The following is a 21965-nucleotide window of genomic DNA, read 5'->3' as shown; positions in this document are numbered from 1 at the left end:
CGTCGGGGGCTTCGACGCGCTGGGCCGATTTTGGCGGGTGGCGGACCCCCATGGTCTCCTGGGGCGATCAAAACGACCGGACCGCAGCACAGGGGACACCACCCAGCTCCCCTGCGCGGCGGTCCGGGCCTGCCTGTCCGACCCCCACGAAGGCGAAGTCATTTATGAGTGACCGCACCTTGACCGAGGCCCCCGCCCCGGCGTCTTCCCGCCACGTCGACGCCGGTGACGAGGGCTACAGCAAGGACCTCAAGTCCCGCCACATCAACATGATCGCGATCGGCGGGGCGATAGGCACCGGCCTGTTCCTCGGCGCCGGCGGCCGCCTCGCCGGGGCCGGCCCCTCGCTGGCGATCGCCTACGCGGTGTGCGGTGTCTTCGCCTTCTTCGTCGTCCGGGCCCTCGGCGAGCTCGTGCTCTACCGCCCCTCCTCCGGCGCCTTCGTCTCGTACGCGCGCGAGTTCATGGGAGAGAAGGGTGCCTACACGGCAGGCTGGCTCTACTTCCTCAACTGGTCCACGACCACTGTGGCCGACATCACCGCCGCCGCGACCTACGCCCACTTCTGGTCGCTGTTCACCGACGTGCCCCAGTGGGTCCTCGCCTTCATCGCCCTCGCCGTGGTCCTCACCGCGAACCTGATCTCGGTCAAGTACTTCGGTGAGATGGAGTTCTGGTTCTCCCTGGTCAAGGTCGCCGCCCTGGTCATCTTCCTGATCGTCGGCATCTGGCTCGTCGCCACCAGCCACGAGATCGGCGGCCACACCCCGGGCCTGGCCACCATCACCGACAACGGCGGCCTCTTCCCGTCCGGGGTCCTGCCGATGCTCCTGGTGATCCAGGGCGTGGTCTTCGCGTACGCCTCCGTCGAGCTCTGCGGCGTCGCCGCCGGCGAGACCGAGAACCCCGAGAAGATCATGCCGAAGGCGATCAACTCGATCATGTGGCGCGTGGGCCTCTTCTACGTCGGCTCCGTGGTCCTGCTCGCCCTGCTGCTCCCGTACACGGCGTACTCCTCCGACCAGAGCCCCTTCGTCACCGTCTTCGACAAGCTGGGCGTCCCCGGCGCCGCGGGCATCATGAACCTGGTCGTGCTGACGGCGGCGCTCTCCAGCCTGAACTCCGGCCTCTACTCCACCGGCCGCATCCTGCGCTCGATGTCGCTGTCCGGCTCCGCCCCCAAGTTCACCGGCGTCATGAACAAGGGCAAGGTCCCCTACGGCGGCGTCCTCTTCACCGCCGCCTTCGGCGTCGCGGGCGTCGGCCTGAACTACTTCATGGAGGAGGAGGCCTTCGAGATCGTCCTGAACTTCGCCTCGCTGGGCATCCTCGGCACCTGGGCGATGGTCATGATCTGCTCGCTGCACTTCTGGCGCCGCGCCCGGCAGGGCCGCGTCGAACGCCCCGCCTACCGCCTGCCCTGGGCCCCGTACACCCAGCTCGTGACGCTGGTCTTCCTCCTCACGGTGCTGGTCCTGATGTGGTGCGACGGAGGCGTGGGCCGCACCACGGTCATGTTCGTCCCGGCCATCGGCGCCGCCCTGGTCGGCGGCTGGTTCCTGGTCCGCCGCCGGGTCGCGGAGATCGCCGCCGCCCGCGACTGACCTCCCGGCCCGCCGTCGCTCACGGGGCCCCTCGCCGGGGCCCCGTGAGCGGTTTCCGGCGTCCGCACGCCCGGGAACGACGAAAAGGACCCCGCCGAAGCGGGGTCCTTCTTTTGTGTCCGAGGGGGGACTTGAACCCCCACGCCCGATAAAGGGCACTAGCACCTCAAGCTAGCGCGTCTGCCATTCCGCCACCCGGACAAGGTGTCTGTCTCGCGTCCCTCGCGGGCCGTTCCGACGTGGAAAACATTACCAAACATTCCGGGGTCCTCGATCACACCCCCCTGTGGCCAGGGAGTGCCCTTGGGGAGAACGGTTCCGAGCGGGAGGATGGGTGCAGTTCGGTACCGATCAGTGGGAGGAAGCAGCGTGAGCGAGTCGAGCGCGGGCAGGACCGTTTCCGGCGAGGACGAGGTCGTCGACCTCTGCCGGGATCTCATCCGGATCGACACCAGCAACTACGGGGACCACTCGGGTCCCGGCGAGCGCAAGGCCGCCGAGTGGGTGGCCGAGAAGCTCGCCGAGGTCGGGCTGGAGCCGCAGATCTTCGAGTCGCACAAGGGGCGGGCCTCGACCGTCGCGCGCATCGAGGGGGAGGACCCCTCGCGGCCGGCCCTGCTGATCCACGGGCACACCGACGTGGTCCCGGCCAACGCGGCCGACTGGACGTACGACCCCTTCGCGGGCGAGATCGCCGACGGCTGCGTGTGGGGCCGCGGCGCCGTCGACATGAAGGACATGGACGCGATGACGCTGGCCGTCGTACGCGACCGCATGCGCAGCGGCCGCAAGCCCCCGCGCGACATCGTGCTCGCCTTCCTCGCCGACGAGGAGGCCGGCGGGGTGTACGGGGCACGGCACCTGGTCGACAAGCACCCGGAGCTCTTCGAGGGCGTCACCGAGGCGATCGGCGAGGTCGGCGGCTTCTCCTTCACCGTGAACGAGAACCTGCGGCTCTACCTCGTGGAGACCGCCCAGAAGGGCATGCACTGGATGCGGCTCACGGTGGAGGGCACCGCGGGCCACGGCTCCATGACCAACAACGACAACGCCATCACGGAGCTCTGTGAGGCCGTGGGGCGGCTCGGGCGCCACCAGTGGCCGGTGCGGGTGACCAAGACCGTTCGGAGCTTCCTCGACGAGCTCTCGGACGCGCTCGGAACCCCGCTCGACCCGGACAACATGGACGCCACGCTCGCCAAGCTCGGCGGCATCGCCAAGATGGTCGGCGCGACCCTGCGCAATTCCGCCGCCCCGACGATGCTCGGCGCCGGCTACAAGGTCAACGTGATCCCCGGCCAGGCCACGGCCCACGTCGACGGCCGCTTCCTGCCGGGCTACGAGGACGAGTTCTTCGCCGACCTGGACCGCATCCTCGGTCCCCGGGTCAAGCGGGAGGACGTGCACGGGGACAAGGCACTGGAGACCGACTTCGACGGCCGCCTGGTCGACGCGATGCAGGGCGCCCTGAAGGCCGAGGACCCCATCGCGCGGGCCGTCCCGTACATGCTCTCGGGCGGCACGGACGCCAAGTCCTTCGACGACCTCGGCATCCGCTGCTTCGGCTTCGCGCCGCTGCAGCTGCCGCCTGAGCTGGACTTCGCCGGCATGTTCCACGGCGTGGACGAGCGGGTGCCGGTCGACGGGCTGAAGTTCGGCGTGCGCGTCCTGGACCGATTCATCGACAACGCCTGAGAATCGCAGAGGTGTGCGCATTCCACTGAGAAGAGTGAATGCACTCATACGCTCGTAGCCCTGGTGATCCCTCCTCGTTACAGGTGGTGCGGTCCGCGGCTGGGACCGCAATTGCCTACTAGGAGGAACAATGATCAAGAAGGTTGTCGCCGCTGCGGCTGCCACCGGTGGCCTGGTTCTCGCGGGTGCGGGTCTGGCTGTCGCCGACGCGGGTGCCCAGGGTGCGGCCATCGGCTCCCCGGGTGTCCTGTCCGGCAACGTCGTCCAGGTCCCGGTTCACATCCCCGTGAACGTCTGCGGCAACACGGTCAACGTGATCGGCCTGCTGAACCCGGCCTTCGGCAACACCTGCGTCAACGCCTGACGCGTCTGAAGTCTTTGGCCCCGGAGCGCATTCCAGCGCTCCGGGGCCACCGGGCTTTTCCGGCCCGGTTTCTCATTTTCGGCGGTCCGGGCGGGGGAGCCCGGACGCACACACCAGGGGACGAGTACAGATGCGACGACCGGCACATGCCACCAGGAAGACCCTGATCACCATGGCTGCCGCGGGGGGTGTCCTCGCGTTGGGCGGGGGGTACGCGCAAGCGGACTCCGGGGCCTCGGGGCATGCCGCGAACTCTCCGGGACTGCTGTCCGGGAACAGCGTGCAGGTGCCCGTGGACGCGCCCGTGAACGCCTGCGGGAACACGGTGAACGTGGTCGGGGGCCTCAACCCGGCCTTCGGCAACCACTGCTTCAACGGCTCGGGCCACCACGGCAGGCCGGGCCACCCGAACCTTCCCGACACACCTGACCTCCCGGGCCACCCGGGCAGCCCCGGCCACCCGGGACACGACGACGAAGAGTGCGACGACCACCCGGGCACACCGGGCAACGGGAACCCCGGGAACGGGAACCCGGGCAACGGGAACCCCGGTTCCGGCAACCCGGGCAACGGTAACCCCGGTTCCGGGAACCCCGGGAACGGGAACCCGGGCAATGGGAACCCCGGTTCCGGAAACCCGGGCAACGGTAACCCCGGTTCCGGTAACCCCGGTTCCGGTAACCCCGGGAACGGGAACCCCGGGAACGGGAACCCGGGCAACGGTAACCCCGGTTCCGGTAACCCCGGGAACGGGAACCCGGGCAACGGGAACCCCGGCTCCGGTAACCCCGGCAACGGCACCCCGGGCGGCCAGACCCCGGGCACGCCCGGTACGCCCGGTACGGGCACCGGTCCGGCCTCGGGCCCGGTCACGCCGGTCACCCCGGCCACGGAGACCGGTCTCGCCGCCACCGGCTCCGGTGACGTCCTGACCGCCGGCCTCCCGCTCGCCGGCGGCCTCCTGCTGGGCGGCGCCCTGCTCTACCGGCGGGCCCGCACGGCCGCCTGACGGCCGTTCACGACGCGGGCCCCGGATCCGGGGCCCGCGTCACCAGGTCGCGCGGACCTGGCGGATGATCCGGCGGCGCAGCCGCACACGGCGGCTGCCGTCCCGGTGCAGGGACAGGCGGTCGAGCTCCCAGTTCCCGTACTCGGCATGATCGGTCAGCAGGCGGGTCGCCTCCTTGCGGGGAACCCCGCGAGGCACGTACACGTCGACAAATTCGTATTCCGGCATCGCATCTATTGTGCGGGCAGAGCCCTGCTACGGATAGCGTCTGCTCTATGTCTGATGCCGCTCTGCCCACTGCTGCCGAGGTACGCGCCGCCGCCGAGGCGGTCAAGGAAGCGCTCGACCGGCACCTCGCCGCGGTCGAGCGCAGGACCGGGGACGAGGACCCCGACGTCTACGCCGCCTTCAACGAACTCGCCGCCGCGGCCGAGGAGTACGACGAACTCCTCTACGACCGCTACGACGAGGTCACCCCCTTCGAGATCCCCACCCCCGAGGACGGCGTCCCGTACACCGGTCCCGCCGAGCCCGCCGCGTTCAGCGTGTTCATCCGCCGCGACTACGCCGTGGCCGAACCGCCGCGGCTGATCGCCCAGGCCGAGCGGGTCGCCGCGCACGACCGGGACGCGGAACTGGTCCACGACGGGGGCACGGCGGGCGCGCTGGGTGTCCTCTTCGGGGAGTACGAGCCCGACGAGATCGCCTCCCGCTACAAGGAGTTCGGGCTCGAGGAGGGCGACTCCACGCTGTGGATCGCGGCCTCGGAGGAGATGGCCGAGCCGGGTGAGTGGCTCAACTCGCCCTTCGGGCACACCGATCCGGAGGACGTCATGCACCGGTTCGACGTCAGCTCCGTCTTCGACGAGGAGACCGACGAGTTCGGTGAGGACACGGACGTGGACGCCGACGAGCACACGGACGAGGAAGAGCCCGCACGGCCGGGGCTGACCCCGGCCTGAGCGGCACGGACCGGAGCCTGAACGGAAGAGAAGCGGCCCCCGCACCGACGGCGGGGGCCGCTTCGTCTCACTCCGGCTGTTCGCCCGCCGCCGCGAGGGCCGTCAGCAGGCCCGTCAGCCGGGTCGTACGCGGCTTCGGCAGCACCTCGGCCACCGCACGCGGCAGCGCCTGGTCCACGCCGTGCACCACGGACAGGTGCCGCTCGGCCCGTCCGAAGGCCGTGTACACCCAGTCCCGGGACAGGGCCTGCGCCGCGTCCCCCGGCAGTACGACGACCACCGCAGGCCAGCGGGCGCCCGCCGCCTGGTGCGCGGTCACCGCCCAGCCGTGCCGCACCCGGGACTCCACCAGCTCCTTCGGTACGACGACCGGCTCGCCCGCGCGTTCCAGGTGCAGCCCCTGCGCGTCGGCCGACACCACATGCGCCGGCAGGGCCCGCCCGGGGGAGGGCACGTGGACCACCCGGTCGCCGGGATCGAAGCCGCCGAACCGGCCGGGACCGGGGTTCAGCCGCTCCTTGAGGGCGGCGTTCAGCGCCCGGGTGCCCGCCGGACCGCCGTGGCCCGGGGTGATCACCTGCACGCTGTCCGCCGGGATCCCGAAGGCCCGCGGCACCGACTCGGCCACCAGCTGCACGGTCCGGTGCACGGCCTCCCCGGCGTCGCGCACCGGGACGATGACGACCTCCTTGCCGGGGGCGTCGACCTGGTTCAGCTCCCCGATGCCCACCCCCGAGACGAGCTCCCCCAGGGGACCGGGGTCCGGGACGCGGGAGACCACCTGGGGGCAGGTACGGGCGGCCAGCAGATCGGCGAAGACCCGCCCGGCTCCGGCGGACCCGAGCACCGCGGGGTCCCCGGACAGCACCAGACGGGCCCCGTCGGGGACGGACTCCACCAGCGCGGCCGCGGTGTCCACGTCCAGCTGGGGCGCGTCCAGGACCACCAGCAGGTCCAGCGCGAACTGCCCGTCGGCGTCCCGGCCCGGCCCCTCGGCCCCCGTGAGGAGCCCGGCCACGGTGACCCCGTCGGCCGGGGCCGCGTGCGCGGCCAGGCAGGCCCGCAGGCCGGACTCCCGGGCGGCGGCCAGCAGGGCGAGCGGTTCGGCGCGGGCGGCCTCGCCGCCGGTGTGGGTGACCAGGCCGTGGCCCGCGACGGTACGGATCAGCTCGGCGCCCGGTCCGGTGGCGGCCTTCTCCCAGTCCGCCGGGGCGTCGAAGGTGCCGGCGATCCGGGCCAGGCCGTCGGCCAGGCTCTCCTCGGACATCGCCGCGCCCTCCAGGCCCACCAGCACCCGGACCGGCTGCTCCTCGTCCTCCGCGACCGGCGGGCCCAGCGGCTCGTGGAAAACCAGCACCGAGCCCTCGCCGATGGCGGCTTCGAGGGCCTCGTCGGGGTCCGGAACGCCGTACTGGGCGAGTGCCGACCGCAGGACCGGGGCCTCCAGCGCGGTGTGTCCCTTGAGCCCGGCCTGCGCCAGCAGCCAGCCGACCAGGGCGGAGGTGCGGCGCTCGTCGCCCGGCCCGGCCTCGGCGCCCAGCAGGGCGCGGGCGAAGCCGTCGGCCTGGGCCGGACGGACGGCGGGGGCCGACAGCAGCAGCCAGGGGTTCTCGGCGAGCCGCTCGGCGGCGCCGTCGCCGAGGGCCGCGGCGGCCGCGGCGGCCAGTGCCTCGGGGGCGCCGCCGCGGGCCAGGACGGCCCGTACGGCGTCGGTGTCCGCGGGGGCGGCTGCGGCGGCCGGCGCCTGCGGCGCCCTGCGGGGCGGCGGCGGGGGAGCGGGGGCCGCCTTGCGCGGCGCGGCCGGGGCCTCGTCGAAGTACACGGACGGGGGCTTCGCCCCGCCCTCCACGGCCCGGACGGCGGCCAGCAGGTCGGCGGCCTTCCCGCTGAGCTTGGCCCCGGCCTCGACGGGCGCATCCCGCTCGGCCTTGCGCCGGGCGATCCGCTCCCGCTCGACCTTCTGCGCCGCCAGCTCGGCCTGCGCCTCGGAGAGCGCGGGCGCCGTGTCGCCTGCGGCGGCCTCGGCAGGTTTCACCCCGTCGGCGTCGGCGTCGGCGTCGGGTGCGGCCTCGGGCTCGGTGCCCGCGGCGGGTTCGGCGGCGGGCGTGGCCTCGGCCGACACGGGCTCGTGCGGGTCTTCCTCGGCTGCGGACGGCTCGGCCTGCGGGGCGGCCGGGTCCTCCGCGGCAGCGGTTTCGGCCTGAGGGTCCGTACTCACAGCGTGCTCCAGTCCTGATCGGGATAGCGGTGCACGGGCGCCGACACATCGTCCAGCGCCCGGCAGATCTCCTCGGGAAGACTAAGGGCCTCCACTGACAGAGCCGCCTCCAGCTGCCCCGCCGTCCGCGCGCCGACGATGGGCGCGACCACCCCCGGCCGGTCCCGGATCCACGCCAGGGCCACCTGGAGCGGGGTCACCGCCAGCCCCTGGGCCGCCGTCACCACCGCGTCCACGATCCGGCCCGCGGCCTCGTCCAGGTACGGGTCCACCAGGGCGGCCAGCGACTCCGAGGCGCCCCGCGAGTCCGCCGGGGTGCCGCCCCGGTACTTGGCCGTCAGCACCCCGCGCCCCAGCGGGGACGAGGGGAGGAGGCCGACGCCCAGGTCCAGGGCGGCCGGCAGCACCTCGCGCTCGACCCCGCGCTGGAGCAGCGAGTACTCCATCTGCGTCGAGGCCAGCCGGGTCCGCACACCGGGGGCCGCGAGCTGCCAGGTCGCCGCCTTCGCCAACTGCCAGCCGCAGAAGCCCGCCACCCCGGCGTACCGGGCGCGGCCGCTGCTCACGGCCAGGTCCAGCGCCTGGAGGGTCTCCTCCAGCGGGGTCACCGGGTCGAACGCGTGCAGCTGCCAGAGGTCGACGTAATCGGTGCCGAGCCGGTCGAGCGAGTCGTCGAGCGCGGCCAGCAGGTGCCCCCGCGAGCCGTCGAACCGCCGGTCCGGATCGGGCACGCTGCCCGCCTTCGTCGCGATCACCAGGTCCCGGCGCGGGACGAGCCCCGCCAGCAGCCGGCCGAGGAGGTACTCGGCCTCCCCGCCGCCGTAGACGTCGGCCGTGTCGACGAGGGTGCCGCCCGCCTCCCAGAACGTCTTCACCTGCTCGGCGGCGGCTTCCTCGCCGGTGTCGCGGCCCCAGGTGAGGGTGCCGAGGCCGATCCGGGATACGCGCAGTCCGGTGCGGCCGAGATGCCTCTGCTCCATGAGCGCTGAGACTACTGGGGCACTGACGGAAGGGCCCCGGGCGCGCTAGAGTCCCCGCACACGCACGTTACTGATCGGTAAATTCGGTAAGGGGACGACACATGCGGCTCGGCATCAATCTCGGCTACTGGGGTGCGGGCATGGACGCCGACAACCTCGCCGTCGCACAGGAGGCCGACCGCCTCGGCTACGACGTCTGCTGGGCCGCCGAGGCCTACGGCTCCGATGCCCCGACCGTCCTCGCCTGGGTCGCCGCCCAGACCGAGCGGATCGACGTCGGCTCGGCGATCCTCCAGATCCCGGCCCGCCAGCCCGCCATGACGGCGATGACCGCCGCCACCCTGGACTCCCTCACCAAGGGCCGCTTCCGGCTCGGCCTGGGCGTCTCCGGCCCGCAGGTCTCCGAGGGCTGGTACGGCGTCAAGTTCGACAAGCCGCTCGCGCGGACCCGGGAGTACGTGGAGATCGTCCGCAAGGCCATGAGCCGCGAGCGCCTCTCGTACGAGGGCGAGCACTGGACCCTGCCGCTGCCCGACGGCCCCGGCAAGCCGATCAAGCTGACCGTGCACCCCGAGCGCGAGCACATCCCGCTCTACATCGCCGCGATCGGCCCCAAGAACCTGGAGCAGACCGGCGAGATCGCCGACGGCGCGCTGCTGATCTTCCCGGCCGCCGAGCACCTGGAGGCCACCGCGCTCACCCACATCCGGGCGGGCCGCGAGAAGGCCGGGCTGACCATGGACGGCTTCGACGTCTGCCCGACCGTGCCGCTGGCCCTCGGCGGGGACGTGACCGCGCTCGCCGACATGTTCCGCCCGTACACCGCCCTGTACGTGGGCGGCATGGGCAGCCGGAAGCAGAACTTCTACAACCAGCTGGCCCAGCGCATGGGGTACGAGAAGGAAGCCGCCGAGATCCAGGACAAGTACCTGGCCGGCGACAAGACCGGCGCGGCCGCGGCCGTCCCGCACTCCCTGATCGACTCGACCACGCTGCTCGGCCCGGTCGAGCGGATCGCGGACGGCATGAAGGCCTACGCGGAGGCCGGGGTCACCACACTCACCCTGGCCCCGGCCGGCTTCACGCTCGACGAGCGGATCGCCGCCCTGCGGGCCGGCACCGAGGCCATGGAACGCGCCGGCCTGGCCTGATCCCCGGGAGGGAGCCTGCGGCCGTGGTGGGGGCTCGGGGGGTCTTCCCCGCCACGGCCGACACAGCCAACAACGCGCGGGGCGCCCGCCGGGTTACGCACTCCCGCCCAACCCGCGGTTTCGTTCATTCGGGCGAGTGGCCCCGCGCTTCGGTTGCCGCCCCCGGCGACCGGCGTTTGACTCGGTGCATGCTCTCTGCCCGCAGCCTGTTCCAGGAGATCGTCGACAACGACGACTCCTTCCAGCTGTTCTGCTCCATCGCCGCCAGCGGGGAGACCCAGGGCGGCTGGGAGAACGCCCGCATCGCGGCCCTGGTGCCGGACGGCATGCGCGGCCTGGCACCGAAGATCACCCGGCACGGCGCCGACGAGGACAAGCACGGGCGGATCTTCAACGCCCTGCTCCGCAAGCGCGGTCTGCCGCCCGTCCCGGTACCCCCCGAGACCGACTACACGATGCTGCTGGAGCGGCGCGGCATCGGCCTCGCGCACGAGAAGCTGCGCCGCGAGGAGCCGCTGACCGAGCGCGACATCGTCGTCTACCTGGCGCACAGCCGCGTCACCGAACAGCGGGCCGCCGACCAGATGGACATGCTGGTCGGCCACTTCGGCGACCACCCCGAGCTCGGCAGGGCCATCCGCATGATCAGCCACGACGAGGACAACCACCTCGCCTACTGCCACGAGGAGTTGCTGCGCCTCGCCCGCGAAGGGCACGGCCGCACCATCCACCGGGTACTGCGCGAGAGCGCGCTCGCCGAGATCGGCATCTACCGCGACGTGAGCCTCGCCGTCATGGACCACATGGGACGGCTGCTGCACTGGCCCGCGCCGAAGGCGGCCGCGCTCGCCGCCGGGATCCGCGGGATGTACGCGTACGAGCGGTTCAGCGGCTGGCACCGGATGGTGAGCCTGCGCATGCCCCAGCGGCGCGACGCCCTCGGCGGCGTCCCGGTCACCGCCCCCGAGTTCGCATGAGTCCCCCGGCCGGGGGGCGGGGGCGGGCTACAGCCAGCCCCGGCGCTTGAACAGCCGGTGCAGGCCCAGGCACGCGCCCACCATGACCAGCACCACCGCCGGATATCCCAGGCCCCACGTCAGCTCGGGCATGTGCTCGAAGTTCATCCCGTAGATCCCCGCCACCATCGTGGGCACGGCCGCCATCGCCGCCCAGGCCGAGATCTTGCGCATGTCGTCGTTCTGCCGCACCCCCATCTGCGCCAGGTGCGCGGCGAGGGCGTCCGACAGCAGCCGGTCCAGGCCCTCGACGTACTCGTTCGCCTTGGTCAGGTGGTCGGCCACGTCGCGGAAGAACGGCCGGGCGTGATCGTGGACGAAGGGCACCCGCCCGAAAGCGAGCCGCTCCATCGGCTGGAGGAGCGGGCTCGTCGCCCGGCGGAACTCCAGCACCTGCCGCTTGAAGGCGTAGATCCGGGAGGCGGTGTTCTTGGTGTCCGAGGCGTTCGGGGCGAAGACCTCGGCCTCCAGCTCCTCCAGGTCCGACTGGAGTTCGGCCGCCACGTCGATGTAGTGGTCCACCACCGCGTCGGAGACCGCGTACAGCACGGCGGTGGGGCCGTGCTTCAGGACGTTCGGCTCGTGCTCCAGCCGGCGCCGTACGGCGGCCAGCGCGGCCCCCTCGCCGTGCCGGACGGTGACCACGAACGAGTCCCCGATGAACACCATCAGCTCGCCGGTGGTCACGATGTCGGTGTGGTCGTCGTAGAGCACCGGCTTCAGGACCACGAACAGCGAGTCGTCGTACACCTCCAGCTTCGGGCGCTGGTGCGCGGTCAGGGCGTCCTCCACCGCCAGCGGGTGCAGGCCGAACTCGGTCCGCACGTGCTCGAATTCCTTCTCCGTCGGTTCGTGCATGCCGACCCAGAGAAAGGCGTCCCCGGTGGCCCGTGCGGCGTCCAGGGCGTCCGAGAAATCCGCCGGACCCTCGGTGCGGCGGCCGTTCCGGTAGAGCGCGCAGTCCACAATCACGCGCGTATTCTCCTCCGCCCTCGCCCGGCCCGCACCTCGCGGCACCGCTTAGGCTGGCGGCATGGCCACGCTGATCCTCGTACGACACGGGCGGTCCACCGCCAACACCGCTGGGCTGCTCGCCGGATGGACCCCGGGAGTCGCCCTCGACGAGCGCGGCCTAGAGCAGGCCGCCGCGCTCCCCGGGCGGCTGGCGGGCGTACCGCTCGCCGCCGTCGTCACCAGCCCGCTCCAGCGCTGCCGGGAGACCCTGGCCCCGCTGCTGGCGGCCCGGCCGGAACTGGAGCCGCACACCGACGAGCGGATCGGCGAGTGCCACTACGGCGACTGGTCGGGCCGCAAACTCGCCGAACTGGCCGACGAACCCCTGATGAGGATCGTCCAGCAGCACCCCTCGGCGGCCGCCTTCCCCGGCGGCGAGTCCCTGCGCGCCATGCAGGCGCGCGCCGTGGACGCCGTACGGGACTGGAACGCGCGGGTCGAGGAGGAACACGGCCCCGACGCCGTCTTCCTGATGTGCTCCCACGGCGACGTCATCAAGTCCCTCGTGGCGGACGCCCTGGGGATGCACCTGGACCTCTTCCAGCGCATCCACGTCGACCCCTGCTCGGTGACCGCCGTCCGCTACACGCCGACCCGCCCGTTCGTGTTCCGGCTCGGCGACACCGGGGACCTCGGCTCGCTCGTACCGCGCGCGGCCGCACCGGACAAAGCCGTGGAAGACGGCGGGAACGCCGTCGTCGGGGGCGGTGCGGGCGCGGTGTGATCGAACGGCGCAGTAGGGTGGACTGGCCCGTTAATGAGCGCTGCCACCGAGACTTGGAGACTGGACGTGCCCCGTCAGGTGTTCCTCTACGACCCGCCGGACCGCTTCGTCGCCGGCACGGTCGGTCTGCCGGGACGCCGTACGTTCTTCCTGCAGGCCTCGTCCGGCCCCCGCGTCACCAGCGTCTCCCTGGAGAAGACCCAGGTCGCGGCGCTGGCCGAGCGGATGGACGAGCTGCTGGACGAGGTCGTACGGCGCACCGGGGGAAACGCCCCGGTCCCGGCCGTGGCCCCGGCCGAGGCCGCCGACACCGCGCCGCTGGACGTCCCGGTCGACGAGGAGTTCCGCGTCGGCACCATGGCCCTCGCCTGGGACGGCGAGGAACAGCGCATGATCGTCGAGGCTCAGGCCCTGGTCGAACTCGACGCCGACTCGGACGAGGATCTCGCCGAGGCCGAGGAACGGCTGCTCCAGGACGAGGAGAACGGCCCGCCCATGCTGCGGGTCCGCCTCACCGGAGCCCAGGCCCGGGCCTTCGCCAAGCGGGCCCTGGACGTGGTCAACGCGGGCCGGCCGCCGTGCCCGCTGTGCAGCCTCCCACTGGACCCGGAGGGGCACGTCTGCCCCCGCCAGAACGGCTACCGGCGCCAGGTGTGACCGTCATGGGGGAGCGGGAGAAGTACGAGCAACTCCTCACCAAGGGGGAGCTGACCGTCGTCGGCCGGATCCGCGAGGCGTCCAACGCCGTGCTGCTCTGCAAGGTCCGCTACGGAGACGCGAGCACCGACTGCGTGTACAAGCCGGTGAAGGGCGAGCGCCCGCTGTGGGACTTCCCCGACGGGAACCTCGCCCAGCGCGAGGTCGCCTCCTACCTGGTCTCCGAGGCCACCGGCTGGGGCCTGGTGCCCACCACCGTGCTGCGCGACGGACCGTACGGGGAGGGCATGGTCCAGCGGTGGATCGAGGCACCCGGGGGCGAGACCCCCGGAGCCGAGCTCCTCGCGCTGGTGGACGGCGAGGACGCGGGGGACGGCTGGAAGCCGGTCGCCTTCGCCGACGTGGGCGAGGGCCGCACCGCCCTGCTCGTCCACGCGGACGACCCCCGGCTGCGCCGGCTCGCCGTGCTCGACGCCGTGATCAACAACGGCGACCGCAAGGGCGGCCACCTGCTGCCCGCGCCCGACGGACGGCTCTACGGGATCGACCACGGCGTGACCTTCCACGCGGAGGACAAACTGCGCACACTCCTGTGGGGGTGGGCCGGGGAGCCCCTGACGGACGAGGCGCGCACCGTGCTCGCCGCGCTGACCGCCGCACTGGCGGACGGGGCCCCGCTGGCCACCCGGCTGGCCGAACTGGTCACGGTGGCCGAGCTGGCCGCCGTACGGGGCCGGGTGGCGCAGCTGCTGCACACCGGGACGCACCCGGAGCCGTCCGGTCAGTGGCCGTCGATCCCGTGGCCACCGGTCTGAACCGGCCACTCGGTACACGCACAGTTTCGGCCAGACCGCAAGAGTGCCGATCAAGACAACAGTGCAGGTCCGGTTCGTTTCAGGAACATCCGTCCGGTTAGGCTCGAGACATGCATGCCTGGCCCGCTTCCGAGGTCCCCGCCCTTCCTGGCAAGGGCCGCGACCTCGAGATCCACGACACCGCGACCCAGGGGACGATCACCCTCGCCCCCGGTCCCGTCGCCCGTATCTACGTCTGCGGAATCACCCCGTACGACGCGACCCACATCGGTCACGCGGCGACCTACAACGCGTTCGACCTCGTGCAGCGCGTGTGGCTCGACACCAAGCGGCAGGTTCACTACGTCCAGAACGTCACGGACGTGGATGATCCGCTCCTGGAGCGGGCCCTGCGCGACGGCCAGGACTGGACGGAGCTCGCCGAGCGCGAGACCGCCCTCTTCCGCGAGGACATGACCGCCCTGCGCATGCTGCCGCCGCAGCACTACATCGGCGCCGTCGAGGCCATACCCGGCATCGTGCCGCTGGTCGAGCGGCTGCGGGACGCGGGCGCGGCGTACGAGCTGGACGGGGACGTCTACTTCTCCGTCGAGTCCGACCCGCACTTCGGCGGCGTCTCGAACCTCGACGCGGAGGCGATGCGGCTGCTGTCGGCGGAGCGGGGCGGTGACCCGGACCGGCCGGGCAAGAAGAACCCGCTCGACCCGATGCTGTGGATGGCCGCGCGTCCGGGCGAGCCGAGCTGGGACGGCGGCTCACTGGGCCGCGGCCGTCCGGGCTGGCACATCGAGTGCGTGGCCATCGCCCTGGACCACCTGGGCATGGGCTTCGACATCCAGGGCGGCGGGTCCGACCTGGCCTTCCCGCACCACGAGATGGGCGCCTCGCACGCGCAGGCACTGACGGGCGAGTTCCCGATGGCCCAGGCGTACGTCCACGCCGGCATGGTCGCCCTGAACGGCGAGAAGATGTCGAAGTCGAAGGGCAACCTCGTCTTCGTGTCCGCGCTGCGGCGGGCCGGCGTCGACCCGGCGGCGATCCGCCTGGCGCTGCTGTCGCACCACTACCGGGCCGACTGGGAGTGGACGGACGAGGTCCTCGCCGACGCCGTGGCCCGGCTGGAGCGGTGGCGGGCGGCCGTGTCCCGGCCGGACGGGCTGCCGGCGGACGCCCTGGTCGAGGAGGTCCGCGAGGCCCTGGCGAACGACCTGGACGCCCCTGCCGCGCTGGCGGCCGTGGACCGCTGGGTCGAGCGGCAGATCGCCACCGACGGCGACGACGAGTCCGCCCCCGGCCTGGTCTCCCGTACGGTCGACGCCCTCCTCGGCGTGGCCCTGTAACCCGCCGGGGCGGGCAGCCGCTGCGCGGAGCCGTCCCCTACCCGCCCTTCCACCGTTCCCCGGGCTCTGCCCGGACCCGGTCCTCAAACGCCGGACGGGCTGGAAAATCCAGCCTCGCCGGCGTTTGAGGCGCCGCGCGGGTCACGTCTCGGGGGTGTCGTCCCCCGGCTCCTCCGGAGGAGCCGCGGGCGGCTCCTCCCCGGAAGGGTCCGGTTTGCGCTTCGGCGGACGCGTCAGACCGCTTGACGTGTCGCGGAGGTACGATCCGTCGCTCGGTTCCGCGGCAGGGCCCGCAGCGGGGTCACGCCGGCGCAGGTACCGCTCGAACTCCCGGGCGATGGCGTCGCCCGACGCCTCCGGCAGGTCGGCCGTGTCCCGCGCCTCCTCCAGCGTCTGGACGTACTCCGCCACCTCGCTGTCCTCCGCGGCCAGTTGGTCCACGCCCAGCTGCCACGCCCGCGCGTCCTCCGGGAGTTCGCCCAGCGGGATCCGGATGTCGATCAGATCCTCGAGCCGGTTCAGCAGGGCCAGCGTGGCCTTGGGGTTCGGCGGCTGGGAGACGTAGTGGGGGACCGCCGCCCACAGCGAGACCGCCGGGACGCCCGCGTGCGTACAGGCCTCCTGGAGGATGCCCACGATGCCGGTCGGGCCCTCGTACTTCGTCTCCTCCAGGTCCATCGTCCGCGCCAGGTCCGCGTCCGAGGTGACCCCGCTCACCGGAACCGGCCGCGTGTGCGGGGTGTCCCCCAGCAGTGCCCCCAGGATGACCACCATCTCCACGCCCAGTTCGTGCGCGAAGCCGAGGATCTCGTTGCAGAACGACCGCCACCGCATGGACGGTTCGATCCCGCGCACCAGGACCAGGTCCCGCGGCTTCGCGCCGCCGATCCGGACCACCGACAGCCGCGTCGTCGGCCAGGTGATCTTCCGTACCCCGTTGTCCAGCCACACCGTCGGCCGGTTGACCTGGAAGTCGTAGTAGTCCTCGGCGTCGAGCGCCGCGAACACCTCGCCCTTCCACTCCCGGTCCAGGTGTGCGACCGCACCGGATGCCGCGTCACCCGCGTCGTTCCAGCCCTCGAACGCGGCCACCATGACCGGGTCGATCAGCTCGGGCACGCCCTCAAGCTCGATCACCCAGGTCTCCTTCCGAAGTTCCCTTGTGTACGTGGGTCAGCCTAAGCCTTGATGAGGCACGGGCCACAGCCCACGACAGAGGGGCGGTTCCCCTCGGAACCGCCCCTCTTCCCCACCTGCGGGACAGCTATGCCTCGGCTATGCCTTGTGGCTCAGCATCTCCTCGACCCGGGCGCGCACGGAGGCGTCGTCCAAGCCGCGGATCGTGACCGTCGTACGCCGGCGCAGCACGTCGTCGGCGGTCTGCGCCCACTCGTTGTCACGGGCGTAGGCGACCTGCGCCCAGATCTCCGGACCGTCCGGGTGGATGCGCTCGGCCAGCGCCGGGTCCTCGTTCGCCAGGCGCGCGATGTCGAAGGCCAGCGAACCGTAGTGCGAGGCCAGGTGGCGCGCGGTGAGCGGGTCCATCCGCGTGCCGGGCTCACGGTCCACCAGCAGCCGGTGCGCGACCGCGTTCGGGTTGGCGACACCGGGCAGCGGCACCCGGCGCACGAGGGACTTCACCGGCTCCATGTCCTCGGTCAGCGGGCTGCCGGGAAGCTTGGCCAGCTTGTCCATGACCACGCGGCCGATGTGGCGGTACGTGGTCCACTTGCCGCCGGCCACCGACAGCATGCCGCCCGCGCCCTCGGAGACGACCGTCTCGCGCTTGGCCTTCTCGACCCCGCCCGGGCCGCCGGGCAGCACCCGCAGGCCCGCGAAGGCGTACGTCATCAGCGAGCGGTCCAGGTCCGCGTCCTTCACGGAGAAGGCCGCCTCGTCCAGGATCTGCTGGATGTCGGACTCGGTGGCGCGCACGTCACCCGGGTCGCCCTCGTACACCTCGTCGGTCGTACCGAGGAGCAGCTGGTCCTCCCACGGGAGGGCGAAGGTGATGCGGTACTTGTCGATCGGGGTGGCCATGGCGGCCTTCCACGGCGACTTGCGCTTCATCACGATGTGGGCGCCCTTGGACAGGCGGATGGACGGCAGGGAGTGCTTGTCTTCCATGCGCCGCAGGTGGTCCACCCACGGGCCGGTGGCGTTGAGCACGACGCGCGCGTCCACCCCGAACTCGGTCCCGTCCAGACGGTCCTTGAGCTCGGCACCGGTGACCCGGCCGCGCGTCATGCGCAGCCCGGTGACCTCGGCGTGGTTGAGGACGACCGCGCCCGACTCGACGGCCGCGCGGACCGTCATGACGGCGACGCGGGAGTCGTTCATCTGGTGGTCGTAGTAGACCGCGACGGCCTTGAGGTTGTCCGTCTTCAGGCCCGGGTTGTCGGCGGCGGCACGGGCCGGCGAGATGACCTTGCCGATGCCGTCACCGAAGGCCGAGAGCGCCGAGTACGCGAACACGCCCGCGCCCAGCTTCGCCGCGCCGACCGGCCCGCCCTTGTACACGGGCAGGTAGAAGGTGAGCGGGTTCACCAGGTGCGGGGCCACGTCCTTGGCCAGTACCCGGCGCTCGTGGTGGTTCTCGGCCACCAGCTTGACCGCGCCGGTCTGCAGGTAGCGCAAGCCGCCGTGGACGAGCTTGGAGGAGGCGGAGGAGGTGGCGCCGGCGAAGTCGCCGGCGTCCACCATGGCGACCCGCAGACCCGACTGCGCGGCGTGCCAGGCCACCGAGGTGCCCAGGATTCCACCGCCGATGACCAGCAGGTCGTACGTGGCCTTGGCCAGCTGCTCACGGGTCTCGGCGCGGCTCGGGTTCGAGCCGGCGGTCGGGTGCGTACCCAGGGTGGGAACGCTCTGCAGGGTGCTCATATCTCTTTCAGCTCCTCGTCGATTGACTCAGCTGGTGCGGTCAGCTGGCGTCTTCGTCGTCGACCCAGCCCATGGACCGCTCCACGGCCTTGAGCCAGCTCTTGTACTCGCGGTCCCGCTGCTCGGCGGGCATCCGCGGGGTCCACTCCGCCGCGCGGCGCCAGTTGGCGCGCAGGGCGTCGGTGTCGGGCCAGAAGCCGACGGCCAGGCCGGCGGCGTAGGCGGCGCCGAGGCAGGTGGTCTCGGCGACCATCGGACGGACCACGGGGGCGTCCAGGAAGTCCGAGAGCGTCTGCATCAGCAGGTTGTTGGAGGTCATGCCGCCGTCGACCTTGAGGGCCGCGAGCTCGACGCCCGAGTCCTTGGTCATGGCGTCGGTGATCTCGCGGGTCTGCCAGGCGGTGGCCTCCAGGACGGCACGGGCGATGTGCGCCTTGGTGACGTACCGGGTGAGGCCGGCGATCACACCGCGGGCGTCGGAGCGCCAGTACGGGGCGAACAGGCCGGAGAAGGCCGGTACGAAGTAGGCGCCGCCGTTGTCCTCGACGGAGGAGGCCAGGGTCTCGATCTCGGCCGCGGACTTGATCAGGCCCATCTGGTCGCGCATCCACTGGACGAGCGAGCCGGTGACGGCGATGGAGCCCTCCAGCGCGTAGACCGGCTTCTGGTCGCCGATCTGGTAGCCGACCGTGGTCAGCAGGCCGCTGTAGGAGTTGATGATCTTGTCGCCGGTGTTCATCAGCATGAACGTGCCGGTGCCGTACGTGGACTTCGCCTCGCCCTCGGCGAAACAGGTCTGGCCGAACAGGGCGGCCTGCTGGTCACCGAGCGCCGAGGCGACCGGGACACCGGCGAGGACGCCGTCCTTGACGTGGCCGTAGACCTCGGCGGAGGACTTGATCTCCGGGAGGACGTTGAGCGGGACGCCCATGGACTCGGCGATCTTCTCGTCCCAGGCCAGGGTGTGCAGGTTCATCAGCATGGTGCGCGAGGCGTTGGTGACGTCGGTGACGTGCACGCCGCCCTGGGCGCCGCCCGTGAGGTTCCAGATGACCCACGAGTCCATGGTGCCGAAGAGGATGTCGCCGGCCTCGGCGCGCTCGCGCAGGCCCTCGACGTTGTCGAGCAGCCAGCGGACCTTGGGGCCGGCGAAGTAGCTGGCCAGGGGCAGGCCCGTCTCGCGGCGGAAGCGGTCCTGGCCGACGTTGCGGCCGAGCTCCTTGCACAGGGCGTCGGTGCGGGTGTCCTGCCAGACCAGGGCGTTGTGCACCGGCTCGCCGGTGTTCTTGTCCCACAGGAGCGTGGTCTCGCGCTGGTTGGTGATGCCGACGGCCTTGACGTCGGCGGCGGTGATCTCGGCCTTGGCGATGGCCCCGGCGACGACCTCCTGGACGTTGGTCCAGATCTCGGTGGCGTCGTGCTCGACCCAGCCCGGCTTCGGGAAGATCTGCTCGTGCTCCTTCTGGTCGACGGCGACGATGCGGCCGTCGCGGTCGAAGACGATGCAGCGGGAGGAGGTGGTGCCCTGGTCGATCGCGGCGATGAAGGGGCCGGTGCTGGTGGTCATGGTGGCTGCTCCTGGGAAGTCCGGTGGGCGAACGACTTAGACGAACGCGAGGTTGTAGATACCCGCGGCGAGGGCGCCGCCGATCAGCGGGCCGACGACGGGGATCCAGGCGTACCCCCAGTCGGAGCCGCCCTTGTTCGGCAGCGGCAGCAGTGCGTGGACGATGCGCGGGCCCAGGTCGCGGGCCGGGTTGATCGCGTAGCCGGTCGGACCGCCGAGCGAGAGGCCGATGCTGACGACGGTCAGGGCGACGATGAGGCCGCCGAGGGTGCCGAGGCCCTTGCCTTCGTCGTTGAGGCCGAAGGCGAGGATGGCGAGCACGAGGACGAGGGTGCCGATGATCTCGGTCGCGAGGTTCTGCCAGACGTTGCGGACCTCGGGACCGGTGGCGAAGACGCCGAGCACCGGGCCGGCGTCCGGCTCCGTCTTCTGGTCGACCAGCCCGGCGTGCTCGGACTTGGTGGCGACGATCTCGGGGTCGGTGAGGTGGGCCCGGAACTGGCCGTAGTACGCCACCCAGGCGAGCGTGGCACCGATCATGGCGCCGAGCAGCTGGCCGGCGAAGTAGACCGGGACGTTGCCCCAGTCGCCGTCCTTGATCGCGATGCCGACCGTGACGGCGGGGTTGAGGTGGGCGCCGGACAGGGTGCCCGTCATGTAGACGGCGGTCATGACCGCGAAACCCCACCCGAAGGTGATCGCCAGCCAGCCCGCGTTCTGCGCCTTCGAGCGCTTGAGCACGACGGCGGCGACCACGCCGGCGCCGAGCAGGATGAGGACGGCGGTTCCGATGGTCTCGCCGATGAAGATGTCGGAGCTGGACACCCGCGACTCCTTACGTACGTCCAGGGGTGGGCGGACACCGGGTCCCTCCGGTGGTTCCGCGCACTCGGTGAGTGCTGCACCGGTCCTTGGCCTTGCCACACCCTAACGCGTATTGCCGGTAGGTGTTCGACATTGCCGACCGATGAACGGCAGTTTTCCGCCTGTGTGAAGAACCCGTCAAGGCCTGGCCAGGTCAAAGAACCGGATCGTTACCACTCGGTTCGATCGACCAAATCAGGCCAATTCATGATCAGTAAATGACAAAACCCACCCAAATGCAGCTCGAAGCCGCCTCGGGTGGGTGGGATGGGTCAGGTCAAGCTCAGAACCGGCCTGCTCCGAGGTCGCGTGAAACCGACCGGGCGCAGTCCCGTACGGAGGCCACCAGGGCCGCCCGGGGCTCGCCGGACTCCCCGCAGACCCGTTCCACGGCCCCCGCCACGGCGACCGCGCCGACCGGCATCCTGCGCCGGTCGTGGATGGGCGCGGCGACCGAGGCGATGCCCTCCCAGGTCTCCTCGACGTCGGCGGCCCAGCCGCGCGCCCGGGTGAGTCCGAGGACCTCCTCGAACCCGGCCGCGTCGGTGACCGTGCGCGGGGTGAAAGCCTCGCGCTCCACTTCCACCACCTGGGTGTGCGCCACCGGGTCGTACGCGGACAGCACCTTGCCCAGAGCGGTGGAGTGCAGCGGCTGCATGGCCCCCACCTCCAGCACCTGGCGGCTGTCGTCGGGCCGGAACACGTGGTGCATGATCAGCACCCCGCTCTTGTGCAGCACGCCCACGTACACGCTCTCGCCGCTCGCCCGGGCCAGGTCGTCCGTCCACACCAGGGCGCGGGCGCGCAGCTCGTGCACGTCCAGGTAGCTGTTGCCCAGGCGCAGCAGCTCCGCGCCCAGCTGGTAGCGGCCCGAAGCCGGGTCCTGCTCGACGAAGCCCTCCGCCTGGAGGGTGCGCAGGATGCCGTGCGCCGTCCCCTTCGCCAGGCCCAGGGAGGACGCCACGTCCGACAGCCCCAGCCGGCGCTCGCCACCCGCCAGGAGTCGCAGCATCGCAGCGGCTCGTTCGAGCGACTGGATGTTCCGTGCCATGGCGAAGCCTCCTGCTGACGTAGTTCGACAATGCTGAACACTATCGGTCGA

Annotated in this window: 20 protein-coding genes and 1 tRNA gene; 11 read left to right on the top strand and 10 right to left on the bottom strand. The window is 71.8% G+C overall.

Features of this window, described 5'->3' with window-relative positions:
- Positions 1–164: 164 nt before the first annotated feature.
- Positions 165–1604, top strand: a complete 1440-nt coding sequence (locus ACTVZO_RS09775; protein ID WP_443298000.1) for an amino acid permease — start codon at positions 165–167, stop codon at positions 1602–1604.
- Between the two features lie 116 nt (positions 1605–1720).
- Here the strand turns inward: ACTVZO_RS09775 and ACTVZO_RS09770 are convergent.
- Positions 1721–1805, bottom strand: a tRNA-Leu gene (locus ACTVZO_RS09770).
- Between the two features lie 168 nt (positions 1806–1973).
- Here ACTVZO_RS09770 and ACTVZO_RS09765 point away from each other — a divergent pair.
- The 3 genes from ACTVZO_RS09765 to ACTVZO_RS09755 all read left to right on the top strand — a co-directional run bounded on the left by ACTVZO_RS09765 (position 1974) and on the right by ACTVZO_RS09755 (position 4672).
- The gene (locus tag ACTVZO_RS09765) at positions 1974–3299 is read left to right on the top strand and encodes a M20/M25/M40 family metallo-hydrolase (RefSeq protein WP_443297999.1); all 1326 of its coding nucleotides are present in this window, start codon (positions 1974–1976) and stop codon (positions 3297–3299) included.
- Between the two features lie 130 nt (positions 3300–3429).
- Positions 3430–3663, top strand: coding sequence for a chaplin ChpH (gene chpH, locus ACTVZO_RS09760; protein ID WP_069919593.1), 234 nt, complete (start codon positions 3430–3432; stop codon positions 3661–3663).
- Between the two features lie 172 nt (positions 3664–3835).
- Positions 3836–4672, top strand: a complete 837-nt coding sequence (locus ACTVZO_RS09755; RefSeq protein ID WP_443297998.1) for a chaplin — start codon at positions 3836–3838, stop codon at positions 4670–4672.
- A gap of 39 nt (positions 4673–4711) precedes the next feature.
- Here ACTVZO_RS09755 and ACTVZO_RS09750 read toward each other — a convergent pair whose 3' ends face one another.
- Positions 4712–4900 (bottom strand): DUF5703 family protein, encoded by a 189-nt coding sequence (locus ACTVZO_RS09750; protein WP_073774709.1) that lies wholly within the window; start codon positions 4898–4900, stop codon positions 4712–4714.
- Positions 4901–4947: 47 nt separating this feature from the next.
- Here ACTVZO_RS09750 and ACTVZO_RS09745 point away from each other — a divergent pair, with 47 nt between their 5' ends.
- Positions 4948–5634 carry a hypothetical protein gene (locus ACTVZO_RS09745; protein ID WP_443297997.1) on the top strand — a complete coding sequence of 229 codons (687 nt, stop codon included), beginning with the start codon at positions 4948–4950 and terminating at the stop codon, positions 5632–5634.
- Positions 5635–5701: 67 nt separating this feature from the next.
- Here the strand turns inward: ACTVZO_RS09745 and ACTVZO_RS09740 are convergent, their stop codons facing one another.
- Positions 5702–7852, bottom strand: a complete 2151-nt coding sequence (locus ACTVZO_RS09740) for an ATP-binding domain-containing protein (RefSeq protein ID WP_443297996.1) — start codon at positions 7850–7852, stop codon at positions 5702–5704.
- The gene (locus ACTVZO_RS09735) at positions 7849–8832 is read right to left on the bottom strand and encodes an aldo/keto reductase (protein WP_443297995.1); all 984 of its coding nucleotides are present in this window, start codon (positions 8830–8832) and stop codon (positions 7849–7851) included. Before ACTVZO_RS09735 ends, ACTVZO_RS09740 begins: the two co-directional genes overlap by 4 nt.
- Before the next feature lie 101 nt (positions 8833–8933).
- Here ACTVZO_RS09735 and ACTVZO_RS09730 point away from each other — a divergent pair, with 101 nt between their 5' ends.
- Together ACTVZO_RS09730 and ACTVZO_RS09725 are read left to right on the top strand one after the other, a co-directional pair.
- Entirely contained in the window at positions 8934–9983 is a 1050-nt protein-coding gene (locus tag ACTVZO_RS09730; RefSeq protein WP_443297994.1) for an LLM class F420-dependent oxidoreductase, read from the top strand.
- 188 nt (positions 9984–10171) lie between these two features.
- On the top strand, positions 10172–10960 hold the full coding sequence (locus ACTVZO_RS09725) for a ferritin-like domain-containing protein (RefSeq protein ID WP_443297993.1): 789 nt from the start codon (positions 10172–10174) through the stop codon (positions 10958–10960).
- Positions 10961–10987: 27 nt separating this feature from the next.
- On the opposite strand, the gene corA is transcribed toward ACTVZO_RS09725, so the two are convergent.
- Positions 10988–11971: a magnesium/cobalt transporter CorA gene (gene corA, locus ACTVZO_RS09720; protein WP_443297992.1), complete on the bottom strand. Its 984-nt coding sequence runs from the start codon at positions 11969–11971 to the stop codon at positions 10988–10990.
- Between the two features lie 61 nt (positions 11972–12032).
- On the opposite strand from corA, the gene ACTVZO_RS09715 reads away from it, so the two are divergent.
- From ACTVZO_RS09715 to mshC, 4 genes are all read left to right on the top strand, one after another.
- On the top strand, positions 12033–12737 hold the full coding sequence (locus ACTVZO_RS09715) for a histidine phosphatase family protein (protein ID WP_443297991.1): 705 nt from the start codon (positions 12033–12035) through the stop codon (positions 12735–12737).
- Positions 12738–12803: 66 nt separating this feature from the next.
- Entirely contained in the window at positions 12804–13394 is a 591-nt protein-coding gene (locus ACTVZO_RS09710) for a DUF3090 domain-containing protein (protein WP_150256714.1), read from the top strand.
- Positions 13358–14209, top strand: a complete 852-nt coding sequence (locus ACTVZO_RS09705; RefSeq protein ID WP_443303098.1) for an SCO1664 family protein — start codon at positions 13358–13360, stop codon at positions 14207–14209. The genes ACTVZO_RS09710 and ACTVZO_RS09705 overlap by 37 nt, the downstream gene beginning before the upstream one ends.
- A gap of 110 nt (positions 14210–14319) precedes the next feature.
- Positions 14320–15549: a cysteine--1-D-myo-inosityl 2-amino-2-deoxy-alpha-D-glucopyranoside ligase gene (mshC, locus tag ACTVZO_RS09700; RefSeq protein WP_443297990.1), complete on the top strand. Its 1230-nt coding sequence runs from the start codon at positions 14320–14322 to the stop codon at positions 15547–15549.
- Positions 15550–15690: 141 nt separating this feature from the next.
- Here mshC and ACTVZO_RS09695 read toward each other — a convergent pair whose 3' ends face one another.
- The 5 genes from ACTVZO_RS09695 to ACTVZO_RS09675 all read right to left on the bottom strand — a co-directional run bounded on the left by ACTVZO_RS09695 (position 15691) and on the right by ACTVZO_RS09675 (position 21914).
- Complete coding sequence (locus tag ACTVZO_RS09695) at positions 15691–16686, bottom strand: PAC2 family protein (protein WP_443297989.1); 996 nt, start codon at positions 16684–16686, stop codon at positions 15691–15693.
- Between the two features lie 138 nt (positions 16687–16824).
- Positions 16825–18432, bottom strand: a complete 1608-nt coding sequence (locus ACTVZO_RS09690; RefSeq protein ID WP_443297988.1) for an FAD-dependent oxidoreductase — start codon at positions 18430–18432, stop codon at positions 16825–16827.
- 40 nt (positions 18433–18472) lie between these two features.
- On the bottom strand, positions 18473–19999 hold the full coding sequence (gene glpK / locus ACTVZO_RS09685; protein ID WP_412078479.1) for a glycerol kinase GlpK: 1527 nt from the start codon (positions 19997–19999) through the stop codon (positions 18473–18475).
- A 36-nt stretch (positions 20000–20035) separates the two neighbouring features.
- Positions 20036–20824: an MIP/aquaporin family protein gene (locus ACTVZO_RS09680; protein ID WP_443297987.1), complete on the bottom strand. Its 789-nt coding sequence runs from the start codon at positions 20822–20824 to the stop codon at positions 20036–20038.
- 322 nt (positions 20825–21146) lie between these two features.
- Positions 21147–21914, bottom strand: a complete 768-nt coding sequence (locus ACTVZO_RS09675; protein ID WP_384224798.1) for an IclR family transcriptional regulator — start codon at positions 21912–21914, stop codon at positions 21147–21149.
- Positions 21915–21965 lie beyond the last annotated feature (51 nt).

Source organism: Streptomyces sp. IBSNAI002 (genome assembly GCF_052244475.1).
In the GTDB taxonomy this organism is placed as follows: domain Bacteria; phylum Actinomycetota; class Actinomycetes; order Streptomycetales; family Streptomycetaceae; genus Streptomyces.
The sequence above is the reverse complement of the archived record's forward strand: the minus strand, read 5'-3'. Positions and strand labels throughout refer to the sequence as shown.

Coding starts and splice junctions, on each gene's coding strand:
- ACTVZO_RS09690 (WP_443297988.1), bottom strand. CDS start 18,432: ATGAGCACCCTGCAGAGCGTTCCCACCCTGGGTACGCACCCGACCGCC.
- ACTVZO_RS09735 (WP_443297995.1), bottom strand. CDS start 8,832: ATGGAGCAGAGGCATCTCGGCCGCACCGGACTGCGCGTATCCCGGATC.
- mshC (WP_443297990.1), top strand. CDS start 14,320: ATGCATGCCTGGCCCGCTTCCGAGGTCCCCGCCCTTCCTGGCAAGGGC.
- ACTVZO_RS09675 (WP_384224798.1), bottom strand. CDS start 21,914: ATGGCACGGAACATCCAGTCGCTCGAACGAGCCGCTGCGATGCTGCGA.
- ACTVZO_RS09775 (WP_443298000.1), top strand. CDS start 165: ATGAGTGACCGCACCTTGACCGAGGCCCCCGCCCCGGCGTCTTCCCGC.
- glpK (WP_412078479.1), bottom strand. CDS start 19,999: ATGACCACCAGCACCGGCCCCTTCATCGCCGCGATCGACCAGGGCACC.
- ACTVZO_RS09715 (WP_443297991.1), top strand. CDS start 12,033: ATGGCCACGCTGATCCTCGTACGACACGGGCGGTCCACCGCCAACACC.
- ACTVZO_RS09755 (WP_443297998.1), top strand. CDS start 3,836: ATGGCTGCCGCGGGGGGTGTCCTCGCGTTGGGCGGGGGGTACGCGCAA.
- ACTVZO_RS09725 (WP_443297993.1), top strand. CDS start 10,172: ATGCTCTCTGCCCGCAGCCTGTTCCAGGAGATCGTCGACAACGACGAC.
- ACTVZO_RS09730 (WP_443297994.1), top strand. CDS start 8,934: ATGCGGCTCGGCATCAATCTCGGCTACTGGGGTGCGGGCATGGACGCC.
- ACTVZO_RS09750 (WP_073774709.1), bottom strand. CDS start 4,900: ATGCCGGAATACGAATTTGTCGACGTGTACGTGCCTCGCGGGGTTCCC.
- ACTVZO_RS09745 (WP_443297997.1), top strand. CDS start 4,948: ATGTCTGATGCCGCTCTGCCCACTGCTGCCGAGGTACGCGCCGCCGCC.
- chpH (WP_069919593.1), top strand. CDS start 3,430: ATGATCAAGAAGGTTGTCGCCGCTGCGGCTGCCACCGGTGGCCTGGTT.